The organism is Phenylobacterium sp. (assembly GCF_036402295.1).
In the GTDB taxonomy this organism is placed as follows: domain Bacteria; phylum Pseudomonadota; class Alphaproteobacteria; order Caulobacterales; family Caulobacteraceae; genus Phenylobacterium.
In genome coordinates, this window is record NZ_DASWTE010000285.1 from 1 (window position 1) to 15,907 (window position 15,907).

17 protein-coding genes and 1 pseudogene are annotated in these 15,907 nt (G+C 70.8%); 11 read left to right on the plus strand and 7 right to left on the minus strand.

Annotation, left to right across the window (positions count from 1 at the left end; all coding sequences use genetic code 11):
- The coding region (locus tag VGD44_RS17090; RefSeq protein ID WP_331089292.1) for an acyl-CoA dehydrogenase family protein at positions 1 to 687 on the minus strand (687 nt) is incomplete at its 3' end.
- A 133-nt stretch (positions 688 to 820) separates the two neighbouring features.
- Here VGD44_RS17090 and tauD point away from each other — a divergent pair.
- Positions 821 to 1,687, plus strand: coding sequence for a taurine dioxygenase (tauD, locus tag VGD44_RS17095; RefSeq protein ID WP_331089294.1), 867 nt, complete (start codon positions 821 to 823; stop codon positions 1,685 to 1,687).
- A 5-nt stretch (positions 1,688 to 1,692) separates the two neighbouring features.
- Here tauD and VGD44_RS17100 read toward each other — a convergent pair whose 3' ends face one another.
- The 3 genes from VGD44_RS17100 to VGD44_RS17110 form a co-directional block, all read right to left on the minus strand.
- Complete coding sequence (locus VGD44_RS17100; protein ID WP_331089296.1) at positions 1,693 to 1,911, minus strand: hypothetical protein; 219 nt, start codon at positions 1,909 to 1,911, stop codon at positions 1,693 to 1,695.
- A 63-nt stretch (positions 1,912 to 1,974) separates the two neighbouring features.
- Positions 1,975 to 2,997 carry an aromatic ring-hydroxylating oxygenase subunit alpha gene (locus VGD44_RS17105; RefSeq protein WP_331089298.1) on the minus strand — a complete coding sequence of 341 codons (1,023 nt, stop codon included), beginning with the start codon at positions 2,995 to 2,997 and terminating at the stop codon, positions 1,975 to 1,977.
- Between the two features lie 31 nt (positions 2,998 to 3,028).
- Positions 3,029 to 4,345 (minus strand): amino acid permease, encoded by a 1,317-nt coding sequence (locus VGD44_RS17110; RefSeq protein ID WP_331089300.1) that lies wholly within the window; start codon positions 4,343 to 4,345, stop codon positions 3,029 to 3,031.
- A 116-nt stretch (positions 4,346 to 4,461) separates the two neighbouring features.
- On the opposite strand from VGD44_RS17110, the gene VGD44_RS17115 reads away from it, so the two are divergent.
- The 6 genes from VGD44_RS17115 (at position 4,462) to VGD44_RS17140 (ending at position 10,360) form a co-directional block, all read left to right on the plus strand.
- Positions 4,462 to 4,836 carry a BlaI/MecI/CopY family transcriptional regulator gene (locus VGD44_RS17115; RefSeq protein ID WP_331089302.1) on the plus strand — a complete coding sequence of 125 codons (375 nt, stop codon included), beginning with the start codon at positions 4,462 to 4,464 and terminating at the stop codon, positions 4,834 to 4,836.
- Positions 4,826 to 5,647: a M56 family metallopeptidase gene (locus VGD44_RS17120; protein ID WP_331089304.1), complete on the plus strand. Its 822-nt coding sequence runs from the start codon at positions 4,826 to 4,828 to the stop codon at positions 5,645 to 5,647. The genes VGD44_RS17115 and VGD44_RS17120 overlap by 11 nt, the downstream gene beginning before the upstream one ends.
- 156 nt (positions 5,648 to 5,803) lie before the next feature.
- Positions 5,804 to 6,709: a M56 family metallopeptidase gene (locus VGD44_RS17125; RefSeq protein WP_331089306.1), complete on the plus strand. Its 906-nt coding sequence runs from the start codon at positions 5,804 to 5,806 to the stop codon at positions 6,707 to 6,709.
- 27 nt (positions 6,710 to 6,736) lie between these two features.
- Positions 6,737 to 7,288: a hypothetical protein gene (locus VGD44_RS17130; protein ID WP_331089308.1), complete on the plus strand. Its 552-nt coding sequence runs from the start codon at positions 6,737 to 6,739 to the stop codon at positions 7,286 to 7,288.
- Positions 7,285 to 9,273, plus strand: coding sequence for a TonB-dependent receptor plug domain-containing protein (locus tag VGD44_RS17135; protein ID WP_331089310.1), 1,989 nt, complete (start codon positions 7,285 to 7,287; stop codon positions 9,271 to 9,273). Before VGD44_RS17130 ends, VGD44_RS17135 begins: the two co-directional genes overlap by 4 nt.
- Positions 9,274 to 9,328: 55 nt before the next feature.
- Positions 9,329 to 10,360 carry an amidohydrolase family protein gene (locus VGD44_RS17140; RefSeq protein WP_331089312.1) on the plus strand — a complete coding sequence of 344 codons (1,032 nt, stop codon included), beginning with the start codon at positions 9,329 to 9,331 and terminating at the stop codon, positions 10,358 to 10,360.
- On the opposite strand, the gene VGD44_RS17145 is transcribed toward VGD44_RS17140, so the two are convergent.
- Complete coding sequence (locus tag VGD44_RS17145) at positions 10,357 to 10,938, minus strand: TIGR00730 family Rossman fold protein (RefSeq protein WP_331089314.1); 582 nt, start codon at positions 10,936 to 10,938, stop codon at positions 10,357 to 10,359. The two genes, VGD44_RS17140 and VGD44_RS17145, sit on opposite strands and share 4 nt — an antisense overlap.
- Positions 10,939 to 11,124: 186 nt before the next feature.
- On the opposite strand from VGD44_RS17145, the pseudogene VGD44_RS17150 reads away from it, so the two are divergent.
- The 3 genes and pseudogenes from VGD44_RS17150 to VGD44_RS17160 form a co-directional block, all read left to right on the plus strand.
- A pseudogene (locus VGD44_RS17150) lies at positions 11,125 to 11,313 on the plus strand (cold-shock protein); the annotation flags it as partial.
- Between the two features lie 192 nt (positions 11,314 to 11,505).
- The gene (locus VGD44_RS17155) at positions 11,506 to 11,724 is read left to right on the plus strand and encodes a cold-shock protein (RefSeq protein WP_331089324.1); all 219 of its coding nucleotides are present in this window, start codon (positions 11,506 to 11,508) and stop codon (positions 11,722 to 11,724) included.
- A 110-nt stretch (positions 11,725 to 11,834) separates the two neighbouring features.
- Positions 11,835 to 12,350, plus strand: coding sequence for a hypothetical protein (locus VGD44_RS17160; protein WP_331089316.1), 516 nt, complete (start codon positions 11,835 to 11,837; stop codon positions 12,348 to 12,350).
- Here the strand turns inward: VGD44_RS17160 and VGD44_RS17165 are convergent.
- Positions 12,347 to 13,444 carry a phosphatidylinositol-specific phospholipase C1-like protein gene (locus VGD44_RS17165; protein WP_331089318.1) on the minus strand — a complete coding sequence of 366 codons (1,098 nt, stop codon included), beginning with the start codon at positions 13,442 to 13,444 and terminating at the stop codon, positions 12,347 to 12,349. The genes VGD44_RS17160 and VGD44_RS17165 overlap by 4 nt on opposite strands.
- Before the next feature lie 40 nt (positions 13,445 to 13,484).
- Complete coding sequence (locus VGD44_RS17170) at positions 13,485 to 13,964, minus strand: NUDIX hydrolase (protein ID WP_331089320.1); 480 nt, start codon at positions 13,962 to 13,964, stop codon at positions 13,485 to 13,487.
- A gap of 103 nt (positions 13,965 to 14,067) precedes the next feature.
- Here VGD44_RS17170 and VGD44_RS17175 point away from each other — a divergent pair, with 103 nt between their 5' ends.
- Positions 14,068 to 15,645 (plus strand): EAL domain-containing protein, encoded by a 1,578-nt coding sequence (locus VGD44_RS17175; RefSeq protein WP_331089322.1) that lies wholly within the window; start codon positions 14,068 to 14,070, stop codon positions 15,643 to 15,645.
- Positions 15,646 to 15,907: the final 262 nt, after the last annotated feature.

Sequence of the window (15,907 nt, forward strand, 5' to 3'; positions counted from 1 at the left end):
GATCTCGATCTCGGAGTGGCCGCCGCCCATGATGTGGCTGAGCGGGCCCTCGGCGGCCATCGTCGGGATGTCGCGCTTGATCGTGTAGCCGGGGTTCGGCAGCTCGACGATGAAGGTCGAGAACTGCTGGTGGCGCGGGCCTTCGGTGTCGGTGCGAGCCATGACCAGCGCCAGGTCGGCGGCGCTGGCGGCTGACGAGAACCACTTCTCGCCGTTCAGCACATAGTTCTCGTTGCCGTCCTTGACCGCGGTGGTGCGCATGCCGGTGGCGTCCGCGCCGGCGGCCTTCTCGGTCATCGAGTAGCAGACGCGCTTCTCGCCGTTCAGCAGCGGCTTGAGGAACTTCTCCTTCTGATACTCGGTGCCGTGGGCGATGAGCGTCAGGATGGTGGCGTCGTCCGGGCCCTGGGAATTCATGCTGAGGGCGCCGATGTAGCTCTCGCCCAGCTCCATCTGCACCAGGGCGTTGGCCAGCGGGCCCAGGCCCATGCCGCCATATTCCTTGGGCACGAAGGGCATCCAGAGGCCCTGGGCGCGGGCCTTGGTCCGCAGTTCGTCGATGACCTTCTTGTAGCTGGCCTTGTCCTTGATCCGCTCCTGCGCGGGGATGCACTCGTCGTGCACCCACTGGCGCACCTTCTCGCGAATGGCCTTGGCCTCGGCGGGGATCTCGAAGTCGATGGACATAGGCGCGCTCCCAACAGTTGTTTGAATTTGGAAAATACGGTGCGGCGCCGACCTCGGGCAGGCAAGCGGAAAGCAGCCCCCTTTGACGTGGCGTCCGTCTTGGCGTTCCCTTCCGGGCCGCAGGGAGACCGTCATGCAGGTGAGGCCGCTGACGCCGACGATCGGCGCCGTCGTGGAGGGGATCGACCTCAGCCAGGGCGTCTCGGCGGACCTGGCCGGGGCGATCCGACAGGCTTTGCTGGCCCATCAGGTCCTGTTCTTCGAGGACCAGCACCTGACGCCCGTCCAGCACCGCGACTTCGCCGCCCGGTTCGGCGAGCTGCACACCCATCCGCTCTATCCCGGCGTGCCCGAAGCGCCCGAACTGTTCATCCTGGACAACCACGCCGGCAACCCCACCGACAACGACGCCTGGCACACCGACGTGACCTTCATTGAAACCCCGCCGATGGGCTCGATCCTCTATGCGAAGAGCCTGCCGGCGAACGGCGGGGACACGATCTGGGCCAACATGAAGGCCGCCTACGAGGCGCTGTCGCCAGCGTTCCGCGGGTTTCTGGAGGGGCTGGATGCGGTGCACGACTTCGCGCGCGGTTTCCCGGTGCGCGGTATCGTCGCCAACGCCGCCGGCGCGGAGAAGCATACCAAGGCCGCCGAGCAACATCCGCCCGTCCTGCATCCGGTGGTGCGCACCCATCCCGAGACCGGCGAAGACGCCCTCTTCGTCAACTTCGGCTTCACCGAGCGCATCAAGGGCCTGCGCCGCAAGGAGAGCGACGCCATCCTCGGCATGCTGTTCGAGCACGTGACGAAGCCGGAGTTCCAGGTGCGCTTCCGCTGGAGCGACAACGCCCTGGCGTTCTGGGACAACCGGATCACTCAGCACTATGCGGTCAACGACTACCTGCCGAACCGCCGCGTGATGAACCGCGCGACGATCCTCGGCGACCGCCCCTACCACCGCTCACGCAAGCCGGCGGCCGCGCTGGCGGCGGAGTAGCGGCCTCAGGCGTTGAGCGCCGCTTCGGTGGCTTCCATCTCGTCGCGGATCCAGTCGTGGCCGCTGGTGACCATCACGCCCTCCAGGGCGCTGATGTGGCCGCGCAGGCGGTCGCGGATGTCCTTCGGCACGTCGTCGCGGGTGGCGATCCAGCGGGCGATCTGGTGCACGGCGAAGGCCGTGTGCAGGGCCAGGCGGTCGCGGTCCTCGTCGGAGAGCTTCATCTGCGGGCTCCGTTGTCTGACTGCAGCATAGCACGCGATCAGCGCAGGTGTTCCCTCAGTCGCTCAGCCGACGGCCGCCAGCCTCGGCGGCTGCGGCAGGCCCAGGCCGGCGGCGATGCGGTCCTGGAACCAGGCCACGCCCTGCTCGTGCTTCGGCGACAGCACCCCGCCGCTATAGACGCCGGCCTCGAGGTTGCGCTGCACTTCCTCGCAGACCTGCAGGTCCTGGGCGGTGACCAGGTCGGAGAGCTCGAACATCGGCGCGAGTTCGTCGGTGTACGCGGGGTCGAAGAAGTAGAAGTAGTCCAGCCGCGTCTCGGCGGGGCCGATCGCCGTCATCCGCTCGATCATGTAGCCGTGGCGGTAGACGTTCACAGCCAGGTTCGGCCAGAGCCAGGCCCAGAGGCCGCCGTAGACAGACGCGTCGCGCATCGGCGCGTGGGCGAAGATCACCTCACCTTCGATCTCGGTGCGATACTCGGCCACCACCACGTCGCCGTCGAATTCCGGGTGCACCATCCTGATGTGGTAGCCCTCGAGGTAGTTCTCGACGTAGGCCTTCCAGTTGCAGCGGATGGAGTGCTGGCGGGTCTCCACCAGCGGGAACTCGGCCTGGCCCTCGGCCCAGCGGCCGCCCAGCGGCGCCATCAGCTCGGCCAGCGGCGCGGCGTTGAGGTCGGCGTTCACGAACACCAGGCCGCGCCAGCTCTCCACGCGGATTGGGAACAGGCCGTACTGCCGCGGGTCGAAGCCCGGCAGGGCGCCGAAGTCGACGGCGCTGCGCAGCCGCCCGTCCAGCGCGTACTTCCAGCCGTGGTAGCGACAGGTGAAGACCTCGCCGCAGTTGCCCACACCGTCCGCGACCAGGGCGCCGGCGCGATGGCGGCAGACGTTGTGGAAGGCGGCCAGCTCGCCGTCGGCCTTGCGCACCACGACCACGGGCGCACCGCCAACCACGTCGGCAAGGTAGTCGCCGACGGCCGGCATCTGGCTCACATGGCCCACGAACTGCCACGCGCGGCGCAGCACCTTCTCGCGGTCGTTCCGCAAGGCCTCGTCGCCACGATAGAGTTCGACCGGCAGCATCCCTGGCCTCCGCCGTGAATGGGCGGGCCTTTTAGCGCCGCCGGAGCCAAAGATACAGCAAGCCTGCCCCGGCGAGCGGGACGACCGCCAGACCCAGCTCCAGCGGCTTGGCCTGGGCGATCAGCGCCAGCGCACAGGCGATGGCCAGGCCCGCCGTCGCCATGGCCGCGACGCGCCGCCCGTTCTCGAACCCGCGCGCCAGTCGGGTCAGCGACGCGCCGGCCAGGATGTAACAGTAGAGCGCGAGCAGGACGGCCATGTTGGCGAGCGTGCCGAACTGCTCGCCCAGGGTGGGCGTGGCGGTCAGCACGGCCACCAGGGTCATCAGCACGCCGGCGGTGAGCAGGTTGACCGGCGACGCCCGCTCGCCCGGCCGGGTGCGGAAGAACGCCGGGAAGACGCCGACGTCGGCGGCGCTGCGGGTGGTCTCGGCGGTGACCAGGGTCCAGCCCGTCAGGCAGCCCGCGGCGCGCAGCAGCGCGCAGACCGCGATCGCGGCCCCGAGCGCCAGGCCAAGGGTCGCCTGGGCGGCGTCGGCGAAGGGCGCGGTGGATCCCGCCAGCCGGGCGCCCGGGATGATGCCCATGACCACGGAGGTGGCCGCGATATAGAGCGCGGCCACGCCGACCACGCCGATCAGGGTGGCGCGCGGCACGTTGCGCGACGGGTCGCGGACCACGCCGGCCGCCGCCGCCGCGCACTCGAGGCCCAGGAAGGCCCAGAAGGCGGTCAGCGCCGAGCGGCCCACGGCCTCACCGACGGCCAGCCCCTGCGGATTCCAGGACGCCAGGAACACCTCGGGCTGGAACCAGAACCAACCCACGATCGCCACCAGCACCACCGGCAGCAAGCCGATGCCCAGGGTGAAGCCTTCCAGCCGAGCGACGGCGCGCGGCCCCACCCAGCTCACGCCCACCGCAAACCATACCGCCGCCAGCGTCGTGGCGAGCCGCGGGCCCGGCTCGTTCAGGCCGGGGACGAGGAAGGCCCCCGCCCCGACCACGGCCAGCGCCACGGCGACGTTTCCGATCCAGCAGAGGGTCCAGAACGCCACGGCGGTCTGCACGCCGAAGAACCGGCCGAGCCCCGCCTGGACATAGCCGCCCAGGCCGGTCGCCTCCGGCGCGGCCTTGCTGAGCCAGGCGAACATGCCGGCGATGGCGAGCGCCGCCATCATGGCCGCGCCCCAGCCCAGGATCGAGATCGATCCCACCGCCCCGAACGTCGCCGGCAGCAGGTAGACGCCCGAGCCCACCATCGAGCCCGCCACCAGGGCCGCGGCTCCCAGGACCCCCACCTTGCCGTGATGGGATGGGACGTCCGCCCCGGCCGCTGCCGCTTCCGCCATCAATTCGCCCCCTGGACTCAGGCGACTATGGAAGTTCCCCGACTGGCTTGACAGTCCAATTTACACGCGTAACGTCAGCGACTTGCTACGCGCGTAAGATGCTGAAGAACCCACACATGTCGAAAATTTCCGGCGCCGAAAGCCACATCATGGAAGCCCTCTGGACCAAGGGCCCGCTCACCGCCGAGGAGCTGGTGCAGTCGGTCGGCCCCGCCCAGGAATGGGGCGAGGCGACGGTCAAGACGCTGATCAACCGCCTCCTGAAGAAGAAGGCGCTGAAGTCCGAACGGTCCGGCGGCCGCGCCCTCTACCAGGCGCTGGTCACGCGCGAAGAATACGTCACCGGCGAGAGCCAGGGCCTGCTCGACCGCCTGTTCGGCGGCCAGCTCGCCCCGCTGGTCGCGCACTATGCCCAGCACCGTGCGCTGTCGCCCGCCGAGGTGACGCGGCTGAAGAAGCTGATCGCGGAGCTGGACGGCGATGGCGAGTAGCTCGCTGCAGGCGGTCCTCGGCCCGGATCCGGGCGCCGTGATCGCCAGCGCCTTTCTCCTCGCCAACGTCGTGGGCGCCGCGGCGGTGGCGGTCGTTGCCCTCGCCCGCCTCCCGGCCCGCCGGCTGGCCGGCCCCAGCGCCGCGTACAACCTGTGGCTCCTGCCGCCGCTGGCGGGGTTCCTGTCGCCGGTGCTGGTGCTGATCCAGCACGCCAACGCCCCGATCACCGCTCCGCCTCTCGGCCTGCCGTTGACTGTGCTGGCGACCGTCTGGGCGCTCGGCGCCTTGGGCGTAGGCGCCGCCTTCACCCTGGCCCAAGCGCGATTCATGGCCGATGTGCGCGCCGGGATCGCCGGCCCCGCGGTCGTCGGTCTGATCTATCCGCGTATCCTGCTGCCCGCCGAGAACGCCGGCTACACGGCCGAGGAACGCGAGCTGATCCGCGCACACGAGCGCGAGCACGTGGCCCGCAAGGACCCGCGCGCCGCGGCCCTGGCGGCGCTGCTGCAGGCGTTGTGCTGGTTCAACCCGCTGGTCCACCTGGCCGCCTTTCTGCTGCGGCTGGACCAGGAGTTGGCCTGCGACGCCGCGGTGATCCGCGGCCGGCCCGACGCGCGCACGCTCTACGGCGAGACTCTGCTGAAGACCCAGCTCGCCGCCACGCCCCTGCCGTTCGGCTGCTACTGGCCGGCGCGCGGGCTGCATCCGCTCGAGGTGCGCATCGGCCTGCTCAAGCGCCGCAAGGGCGTCGCCGTCCGCTCGGACGGCACGGCCGTCGTGTCCGCGACGGTCGAATCCATCCGCCCCTGAGCAGCGCCCCATTTGGGGCGAGCTTCGCCATAAATCCGCCGTCACCGAGGTCGCGCATTGTGACCGTGAGACGTCGCTTGACAGGGCATTTTACAGGCGTAACTTCTGCTTAGGCTACGCATGTAAGACGCAGCTGCATCGCGGAGTGGGACGCCGATGACGAGTGACATCCTGGCGGCGATCATCCGGGCGAACCTGGTAGGCGGCCTGGCGATCCTGGCGGTGCTGGCGCTGCGGATTCCCATGCGGCGCGCGTTCGGCCCTGAGCTGGCCTACCGCCTCTGGGCCATTCCCCCGATCGCCTTCGTGGCCACCCTCATGCCGCCGCCGGTGACCCTGGACGATCCCGGCGCCGACCCGTTCGCCCTGGCCGGAGACCACTCCGGCCTGGCGTTGCTGGCCTGGGTTGCGGGCCTGGCGCTGCTCGTCGCGCTCTTCACCCGCGCCCAGCTGCGGTTCCTGGCCGCCGCCCGCCTCGGCCGCGCCGGCCCGTCGGTGGTGGGCGTCGTCAATCCGCGGATCGTCATGCCGGCCGACGACGGCGGCTACACGGCCGAGGAGCGCGACCTGATCCGCGCCCACGAGCGCCAGCACATCGCCCGCGCCGACCCGCGCGCCGGCGCGCTGGCGACGGCCTTCCAGGCGCTGTGCTGGTTCAACCCGCTGGTCCACCTGGCCGTCCATGTCATGCGGCTGGACCAGGAGCTGGCCTGCGACGCGGGCGTGCTACGCCACCGGCCGCACGACCGCGCCCTCTACGCCCGCACACTGCTCAAGACCCAGCTCGCCGCCCAGGCCCTGCCGTTCGGGTGTCACTGGCTGCCGCGGGGACCGCACCCGCTGGAGGTGCGGGTCGCGGCCCTGCGGGCGAGCGCGCCCTTTGACGGCCTGACCGGATCGATCCTGCTGGGCTTCGGCATCGTCACCGCCGCGCTGATGGCGTGGAACGCCCAGCCGCCCGGCGAGAAGCATCCGCCGCCGGTGATCGTGTGGCTGGAGCAGCACGGGCGTCCCACCGTCTCGGTGGTGCTGATCGACGCACCGTCGCGCAAAGAGCCCTAAGCGGCCTTCACACCTTCGGAGACTTCCGTGACCAACCCGCAATTCCGGGCGCGACGGCTTGCGTCTGTGCGCCTTCTCGCCCCCTGCCTCCTGCTGGCGCTGGCCGCCTGCGGCGCGCCCGCCGCGCAGTCCCGGATCGAGGCCAAGCAGACCGCCCTGGACCCGCCCGAACTCTGGCGCGTGGAGAGCTTCGACGCCGAGGGCCGGGTGAACGGGACCACCCTGGTCTGCACGAACCAGCCGATGCGCGACGGCTTCGCCCGCGCCGACGCCGAGGTCTGGGGCCGGCCCTGCCTGCCCCACCGGGACGCCGTCGACCGGCCGCACCTCTACGCCGTGCGCTGCGAGATCGATGGCCGCCGCTACGGCCTGACCCTCACCCGGACCGGCGACCTGCGGCAGGACTACACGGCCGCCTTCGCGCTCACCGTCCTGGACGGCAGCGGGACGACAGCGCGGCAGGTGCGGCGCTTCCGGCGCGTGGGTCCCTGCCCCGCCGGCTGGATCATCGGGGACCAGGCCCGACCGGGCGAGCGCCGCGGGGTGAACGCGCTCGCCGGAACCTGGAGCGGCGAATGATCGGCCTGATCCTCGCACAGGCGATCGCCGCCGCGGCGCCGGCGGAGGGCGTGATCGCCTATCCGCCGGCGTTCTTCGCTGCGCGGCAGCCCGATACCGCGCGCGACATGATCGAGCGGCTGCCCGGCTTCCTGCTGGAGTCCGGCTCAGGGGCCCGCGGCTTCGAAGGCACGGCGGGCAACGTCCTGATCGACGGCCAGCGCCCGGCCAGCAAGACCGATGGCCTGTACGACATCCTGGGTCGCATCTCCGCGAGCAAGGTCGCCCGCATCGAGGTGATCCGCGGCGGCGGGCCGGGCATCGACATGCAAGGCCGCGCGGTCGTCGCCAACGTGGTGCTGAAGAAGGACGCCGCGGTCCGCGGCCACGTTCAGGCGGAGGCCCAGCACGCGGAGGACGGCCGCAGCTTCGGGGGGCTGAACGGCCAGGCGTCAGGCGGAAGCGATGGACGCAAGTGGGAGGTCTCAGGTCTCTGGGGGCGCGGCTTCAGCGGCCTTGTCGGTCCGGCCACGGGCGTGACGCTCGCCCCGTCCGGGGTCAGCCGCTTCACCATCGAGTCCGAGGACGACGGGTGGATCGAGCAGGCAACGGGGGCCTACGAGGTTTCGCTGGCCGGCGGGACCCTGCGGCTCAACGGGCGCTACTACGGCAACCACCTCAAGTTCGAGGAGGACTCGCGCGACGTGGCGACCGGCGCCGTCCGCAGCACAGACCAGACCTACCTCGACGACGAGCGGGAGGCGGGAGCCCGTTTCACCCGGCCCCTGTCGAGCCGCGCGACCCTCGAGCTGGTGGCCCTGGCGCAGAGCGACGAGAGCACGCTCACTTCCGGCCAGACCTCGCGCGACGGCGAGCAGCGCTTCCGCCTCGACCGCGAAACGCAGGAGATCATCGGCCGCGCCGTGGTGAAGTTCAGCTGGAACCCGGCGCTCTCGCTGGAAGCCGGCGGCGAGGCCGCCCACAACCGTCTGGACAGCCAGACCGCGTTCGCCGTGGACGGGACCGACGTGTCGCTGCCCGGCGCCGACGTCGTCGTGGAGGAGGATCGCGGCGAGCTGTTCGGCAAGGCGAGCTGGCGGGTCTCGCCGCGCCTCAGCCTGGACGGCTCGATCCGCTACGAGCGTTCGACGGTGACGTCCGACGGCGACGTGCGACTGGAGAAGACGCTCAGCTACCTGAAGCCGCGTCTGGTCGGCACCTGGTCGCCCGACGAGGCCAATCAGCTCCGTGTGCGGGTCGAGCGCGAGGTGGGCCAGCTCAACTTCAACGACTTCGTGGCCCAGGCCAGCCTCAATACGGACACCGGCGTCACCGCTGGCAACGTCGACCTCGAGCCCGAGCGTGCGTGGGTGGTCGAGGCCGCCTTCGAGCGCCGTTTCTGGGGCCGTGGATCGGTGATCCTGACCGCGCGCCGCTTCTTCGTATCAGGCGTGGTCGACCGCGGGCCGGTGTTTACGTCCGGCGGCGTCTTCGACCGGCCCACCAACATTGGCGACGGGCGCAAGGACATCCTGCGGATGGACCTGACGCTTCCCCTCGACAAGACCGGCCTGAAGGGGGCCCAGCTCAAGGGCTACGTGGTGAAGCGGTGGTCGCGCGTGGACGACCCGACCACCGGCGAACGCCGCCAGATTTCCAACCTGCGCCACATGGAGTGGGAGGCTCACTTCACCCAGGACCTGCCGGCCTGGAACCTGACCTGGGGCGTCAGCGGCTACGGCGGCTGGCAGGTCTACTACTATCGCTTCAACGCCGTGGACGAGCAGAAGCTGGACCCGTTCGTGATGGTGTTCGGCGAGTGGCGGCCCAGGCCCGACATCAGCGTCCGCGCCGAGGTGGGCAACCTCACGAACCGCGGCTTCCGGCGCGTGACGCTCACCCATCCCGGCCCCCGCAACGGCGGCCTCGCGCCGACCCTGACCGAGCGGGAGACCTACTTCGGCCGCAACTACTTCCTGCGCGTCCGCAAGTCGTTCGGCGGTTGAGCCCGTCACGGACGGCCTCTAGCGTGCCCCGCAACGACCAGAGCGGGAGGACCTCATGCCGGAAGCCATCCTCGAGCCGGAGCTGCCGATCGTCGATCCGCACCACCATCTGTGGGACCGGCGCATGCTGCCGCCGGCCACCGGCCCCGAGCACCCGTTCACCACGGCCATCAAGCCGGCGCAGCGCTATCTGCTGGACGAACTGCTGGCCGACACCGGCTCGGGCCACAACGTGGTCGCGACGGTCTTCCTGGAGTGCCGCGCCTTCTACAAGGCCGACGGGCCGGTGGAGATGCGCTGCGTCGGCGAGACCGAGTTCGTGAACGGCGTTGCGGCCATGAGCGCGAGCGGCCTCTATGGCGCGACCCGCGCCTGCGCCGGCATCGTTGGCAATGCGGACCTGACCCTGGGCGATGCGGTGAAGCCGGTGCTGGAGGCGCATGTGCGCGTCGGCGGCGGCCGGTTCCGCGGCATCCGCAACAGCGCGTCCTGGGACGCCGACACCGAGGTGCTGGGGCCGCTCAACCGCATCCAGGCGGGCCACTACCTGCGCGACGATTTCCGCGCCGGGTTCAAGCACCTGGCGCCTATGGGCCTCAGCTTCGACGCCTGGATGCTGGAGCCGCAGCTCCCCGACCTGACCGACCTGGCCCGCGCCTTCCCCGACACCACGATCGTGCTGGACCACGTGGGCACACCGATCGGCCGCGGCAGCTACACCGGCCGGCTGGAAGAGCGCTTCCCGATCTGGCGCGACAACATCCGCGAGCTGGCGAAATGCCAGAACGTGGTGGTGAAGCTGGGCGGCCTCGCCATGGCGTTCTGCAACTTCCCCTCGTTCCTGGCCGAGCCGCGGGTCCCGTCCGAACAGCTGGCGAAGGAATGGGGCCCGTACATCGAGACCTGCATCGAGGCCTTTAGCGCCGAGCGCTGCATGTTCGAGTCGAACTTCCCCGTCGACATGGGCAGCTGCACCTACGCGGTGCTGTGGAACGCCTTCAAGCGGCTGGCCGCCGGCGCCTCGGCCGACGAGAAGGCAGCCCTGTTCTCCGGCACGGCGAAGCGAGTGTACCGGCTGGAGGTCTAAGGTCGCGGGTTCGCGGTGCTCCACTTCGGCGGCGGGGCGACGTAGCCGCGGAAGGCGTCCAGCGCCTCGGCCGTGCCGTCGGCGTAGATCAGCATGTCGACGTACGGCTGCCCGATGAAGCCGTTGTCGGCCATCTTCTGGATCGTCTCGCGCGTCAGGTCGTAGTAGCCGCTGACGTTCACGAAGCCGCACGGCTTGGCGTGGATGCCCAGGAGCGCCCAGGTCCACTGCTCGAAGATCTCCTCGAAGGTGCCGGGACCGCCCGGCAGGCAGAGGAACGCATCCGACAGGTCGGCCATGCGCAGCTTGCGCTCGTGCATCGACTGGACGACGTGCAGCTCGGTGAGGCCGCGGTGCGCGATCTCGGCGTTGACCAGGTCCTCGGGCATCACGCCCAGCACGCGGCCGCCCGCCGCCAAGGCCGCATCGGCCACCGCGCCCATCAGCCCGACCTTGCCGCCGCCATACACCAGCGTCAGCCCCGCCTGCGCGATCAAGGTCCCGCAGCGAACCGCTTCTTCCATGAACCTGGGGTCGGTCCCGGGGGATGACCCACAGAAAACGCAGATGTTCTTCAAAGCTCAGCCTTGCCTGCGATCCTGGGGCGAAAGGGCCGCTCCCATATTCTGAATACCGACGTGTGTCACGACCGCTGGTCTAACGGAAAATCCGCGGCTACAACTTTCGCACGGCTCGTCAGCGCGATTAGCCGGGCGCCGCTCTGTGGGCGGCGTGGGACTTCTATCTCGGTTAGGTTGCGACGAATGGCGAGCGGCACGGTTAAGTGGTTCAATACGGCTAAAGGTTTTGGTTTCATCCAACCGGACGACGGAGGCTCTGACGTCTTCGTCCACATCTCAGCCCTGAACCAAGCAGGCATGGATAGCCTGAACGAAGGCGACAAGGTCGAGTACGAGCTCGAACAGGATCGACGTTCCGGCAAGCTGGCGGCGACGAGCATCGTCGTCACCGAACACGGTGTACCGTCATCGGCCCCGCGCCGATCGGGCGGCGGCGGCTTCGACCGCGGTGATCGCGGCGGCTACGGCGGCGGCGGCGGTTACGGTGGCGGCGGTCGTGACCGCGGCTTCGGTGGCGGTGGCGGCGGCGGCTTCGGCGGCGGCGATCGCCAGCGCGGCGCGGTGATGGGCTCCGGCACCGGCGAAGTGAAGTGGTTCAACCCCACCAAGGGCTTCGGCTTCATCAAGCCCGAGGGCGGCGGCCAGGACATCTTCGTGCACATTTCGGCGGTCGAGCAGGCCGGCCTGTCGGGCCTCAACGAGGGCCAGCGGGTCAACTTCGACCTCGAGCAGGACCGTCGCAGCGGCAAGACCTCCGCGACCAACCTGAAGGTCACCGGCTAAGACTTCTGGGGGGCTGTTTCGACGGCCCCCCGTTCAGCCCCGCTGAACCGCAACGCCGCAGAGGCGTTGCTAGCGCTCGTGTCGAGGTATGCCCTCGTGGAGCGTCGATCATGCGTCCCCTGTTGAGCCTCGTCCTCTGCGGCGCGATCGCAGCGCCCGGCGCCGCCATGGCGCAGGACACGCCGGCGCAGCTGTCGCCGCCCCCGGTTCTCGCGCCCCTGCCCACGGTGGCGCCGACCGAGCCGGCCCCGACGCCGGTCATCGCGCCACCGCCACCCGCCGCCGAAGCCGCCCCGCCTGCCCCCGAACTGGCGCCGCCCGAGAAGGTCGCGCCGGTGATCGTCGCGAAGGAGGACAAGGGCGGGGGCGTCGGGACGGTGGTCGGAACCACCGCCGTCGGCGTCGCGGGCGGCGCAGCCGGCGCGGCGGTCGCAGGTCCGGTCGGCAAGTTCGCCGGCGGCTTCCTCTTCAAGCGCCTCGCGCAAGGCCTGTTCGGCAAGAAGGACAAGACGCCCAGCCTGACGGTGACCGAGCAGACGCCTTCGGCCGCCACGGCCGCGGCGCCCGCCGGCGCACAGACCGCGAGCAAGGATGCGCCGAGAACCCTGCTCGCGGAGGATCGCTAGCTGCCCGGCTGCACCGGCGAGAGCCGCGCCGCGCCCCCGCCCGGCAGCTTGGCCACATAGGGCCCGAACCGCGTGTCCGGCGTCATGTAGTCGGTGGAGATGTACTGCGCTCCGGACGCGAAGGCCGCGGTCTGGCGGCTCGTGTCGTTGGTGCGCGCCTCCCGGGTGTCGGCGTCGGCGCGGGTACGCACGATCAGGCCGGCCTTCACCGCCGCGGCGATCCGCGCCGCCTGCTCCTTGGGCTCGTTGAGCGTGATGTAGGCTGCGGCCGGCGACCCCTCCTCGATGTTCACGAACGCCGCGCGGCCCTCCAGCACCTTGCGCTCGCCGCGATAGCGCGCGACCTGGGCCGGCGGACAGTCCAGGGCGATCATCACCTTGCCGCGCGCATCCCTGAGCCTGGGCCAGGCGCCGGCGCCCGCGGCCTCGCGCAGCGTGGCGTGCTTGCCCTGCACCTGGTCGGGCGTGATCAGGCTGGCCTCGGGGAACACCGAGCGGATTTCGGCGTCGATCAGGTCCATGGCCTTGGCGTCGAACACCGGGGCCTTGATCGCGCCGGGCATCGAGATCCCACCCTCCTTGAGGTTCAGGAGGATCAGCAGGGGCACGTGGTCGCGATGCTTCTGCGACCAGGCGCGGACCTCCTTCAGGCACTGGGTGAACAGCGGGCAGGTGACGCGATAGTCCACCGAGGGCTCGTGCACGACCTTGAGGCCCGGCTGGCGGTAGGGCGCGAAATCGTACGGAACCGCATTGGCGCCGGCCATCTTGAAGCCCGTCGGCCCGGCGTAGAGGCCGGTGTCCGGGTCGTAGACGATGTCGATCTCCAGCTGCCGGGCTCCGGCGTCCAGCTGCTGGGTCAGCGGCGGGTGGCTGTAGTCGATGCCGTCGGCCTCGCGGGCGTTGGCGGCTCGGATCATCGCCATCTCATTGGGCGCGATCGCCATCTTGTAGCTGTTGTGCGTGCCGATCGCCTGGATCGCGTTCATCGGCAGGGCGTCGACGGCGGCCCGCGTGCAGCCCGGCTGGCCCGACGGCTTCTCCAGGTTGCAGGCGGCGGAGACGGCTGCGGCGGCGATGAGGGCTGCGATCATGAGGCTTCCTAGCGTTGAAGGTGCGACGCTAGCGTGACGCTCAGTCCCAGGGAATGAGCTCCGGCTCGGCCGGGAACTGCCCCGCCAGGATCGGCGGCAGCCGCCGCGCCAGCCCCGGTGGGAAGACCCCCTCGGTCGTCATGGTGAGCTCGGCCAGCGTCCACCAGCGGATGTCGTCGATCAGGTCGCGCTCGAGCGCGTTCCAGCCCTCGCGCGTCGGCTCGGCGCCCCCGCAACGGGCGACGATGTAGCACTCCTTGAACAGCATCGGCTCGGGGATCCTGAGGACGCCCTCGCGCACCCAGACCACCGGTCCCAGCACTGCGTCGGCGATGCCGGTCTCCTCGCGGATCTCGCGCGCGGCCGCCTGGACGAAGGTCTCGCCCGCCTCCACCCCGCCGCCCACGGTGAACCACGCGCCCGACCGCTCCGGATGGCCTGGCAGGCGGCCCTTGAGCAGCAGGATGCGGTCGGCGCGGTCCAGCAGGAGCACGCGGGCGGTGGGGCGCTCGGGCGGCATGTGGGCTGGCTAGCGCGCGTGGACCGCCGGCGTCTAGTGGGCCTCGGCGCATACGTCGTCTTAAGGCTGCCGCGGATAGAAGCGGGCGAAGGATCGCCCCCGCTTGTCCAACCCCCACCGTTTCCTGGGCTTCGGTTTCGCCGCCGCCGACCTCCTGCTCGAGGTCCGCCTCGACGGGCGCATCGGCTTTGCGCTGGGCGCGGGCGAGGCGGTGCTGGGCGTCGCCGACACCGCGCTCACCAACCGCTCCTGGCGCAGCCTGATCGACCCCGCCGACCACCCGATGGTCGACGCCCTGTTGGCTGGCCTGGGCGACGGCGCCCGCGTGGGGCCCGTCGTTGTGGGCGTCGAAGGCGGTCAGAACCGTTTCGCGACGCTGACCGCGATCCGCCTGCCGCAGAACCAGGGGGCGATCTCGTGCGCGCTGAGCCGCGCCAACGCCCCCCGCGGCGTCGGGCTGCACGACCGCGAGGCCTTCGAGGCGCGCGCCTGCGAGCTGCTGGCCGGCGCCTCACAGGAGCTGGAGCTCGCCTTTGTGCAGCTTGAGGGCCTCTCCGACCCGCAGGCCCGGGACGCGAGACAGCTCGAGGCCCTGGTCGCCGGCGCCCTGCGCGCCCAGGCCTACCTCGGCGAGGCGCCGACGGCGGTGGGCCCCGGACGCTACGCCCTCGTCCGCGGCCGTGACGAGGCCACCGGCGACATGGCCGACCGGCTGGGCCGCGTGCTGGCCGATCTCGGCGTTCCGGGGATCACGCCCCAGGCCGCGGCGCTGCCGCTGACGGGCGCCGTGCGGCCCCGGCAGGCGGCCCAGGCCTTGCGGTTCGCGCTGAACCAGGTGGTCCGGGACGGCCTCTCGCGGCCGCTCCCGGTTGACCTCGCCGAGGCGCTGGCGCGGGCCATGCGCGCGGCGCTCGGCAAGACCGGCGCCCTCGGCGCCGCGATCCGGCGCCGTCGCTTCAGCCTCGCCTTCCAGCCGGTGGTCGCACTCGCCGACAGCCGGCTGCACCACCACGAGGTGCTGGTCCGCTTCGGCTCCGACGGCAGCCCCTTCCCGGCCATCCGCCTGGCCGAGGAGATGGACCTGATCGAGGCGCTGGACGGCGCGGTGCTGGAGGAGACGCTCGCGGTGCTGGAGCGCGAGCCGGGTCTCGTCCTCGCGGTCAATGTGTCGGGCCGCAGCATCATGAGCGACGCCTACGTCTCCCGCGCCCTCGGCCTGTTGCGCGAGCGGCCCTGGGCCCAGGGCCGGCTGATGTTCGAGCTCACCGAGAGCGCCGCCATCGAGGACCTGGCCGTGGCCGACCGGCACGTGCAGGCCCTGCGCGCCGCCGGGTGCGAAGTGTGCCTGGATGACTTCGGGGCCGGCGCCGCCTCGCTGGCCTATCTGCAGCAGCTCACCCTCGACCTCGTGAAGATCGACGGCCGCTACATCCGCGACCTGCAGCATGGCGGCCGAGAGGCCACCTTCGTGCGTCACCTCGTCAACATGTGCGGCGAGCTGAAGGTCCGCACCCTGGCCGAAATGGTGGAGACGCCCGAGGCCGAGGACGCCGTCCGCCGCGCTGGCGTCGACTACGCCCAGGGCTGGCTCTACGGCCGCGCCTCCGAGGCGCCCCTGGACGAGGCGACGATCGCGGGCTCACGGCTTCGTGAGGTTCGCCGGCCCAAATTCCGGGCGTAGTGTTTCTGTCACAGGGCGGCCTCGACCGGCCCAGTACCGGTCGTCGACCGTCCATAACCGCGCGCACGGGCGCTTCGATCTCCCGCATGACGGGGCGCCCTCGGCGCCATCGGTGATGGGAGAACGTATCCATGGCAATCCGAGAAACGGGGTCGGTTCGGGCGCTTGCGCTCGTCGGCCCCACGAGCTCCGGCAAGACCGCCCTGATGGAGGCCCTGCTGGAAGCCGCGACCGGTCATCCGGTGCGGCCCGGCGAGGTGGG

Excerpts from the sequence above, each read along its gene's own strand:
- VGD44_RS17100 (WP_331089296.1), bottom strand. The coding sequence starts at position 1,911 with ATGAAGCTCTCCGACGAGGACCGCGACCGCCTGGCCCTGCACACGGCC.
- VGD44_RS17155 (WP_331089324.1), top strand. The coding sequence starts at position 11,506 with ATGGGCTCCGGCACCGGCGAAGTGAAGTGGTTCAACCCCACCAAGGGC.
- VGD44_RS17160 (WP_331089316.1), top strand. The coding sequence starts at position 11,835 with ATGCGTCCCCTGTTGAGCCTCGTCCTCTGCGGCGCGATCGCAGCGCCC.
- VGD44_RS17120 (WP_331089304.1), top strand. The coding sequence starts at position 4,826 with ATGGCGAGTAGCTCGCTGCAGGCGGTCCTCGGCCCGGATCCGGGCGCC.
- VGD44_RS17135 (WP_331089310.1), top strand. The coding sequence starts at position 7,285 with ATGATCGGCCTGATCCTCGCACAGGCGATCGCCGCCGCGGCGCCGGCG.
- VGD44_RS17105 (WP_331089298.1), bottom strand. The coding sequence starts at position 2,997 with ATGCTGCCGGTCGAACTCTATCGTGGCGACGAGGCCTTGCGGAACGAC.
- VGD44_RS17140 (WP_331089312.1), top strand. The coding sequence starts at position 9,329 with ATGCCGGAAGCCATCCTCGAGCCGGAGCTGCCGATCGTCGATCCGCAC.
- VGD44_RS17115 (WP_331089302.1), top strand. The coding sequence starts at position 4,462 with ATGTCGAAAATTTCCGGCGCCGAAAGCCACATCATGGAAGCCCTCTGG.
- VGD44_RS17165 (WP_331089318.1), bottom strand. The coding sequence starts at position 13,444 with ATGATCGCAGCCCTCATCGCCGCCGCAGCCGTCTCCGCCGCCTGCAAC.
- VGD44_RS17125 (WP_331089306.1), top strand. The coding sequence starts at position 5,804 with ATGACGAGTGACATCCTGGCGGCGATCATCCGGGCGAACCTGGTAGGC.
- tauD (WP_331089294.1), top strand. The coding sequence starts at position 821 with ATGCAGGTGAGGCCGCTGACGCCGACGATCGGCGCCGTCGTGGAGGGG.
- VGD44_RS17170 (WP_331089320.1), bottom strand. The coding sequence starts at position 13,964 with ATGCCGCCCGAGCGCCCCACCGCCCGCGTGCTCCTGCTGGACCGCGCC.
- VGD44_RS17110 (WP_331089300.1), bottom strand. The coding sequence starts at position 4,345 with ATGGCGGAAGCGGCAGCGGCCGGGGCGGACGTCCCATCCCATCACGGC.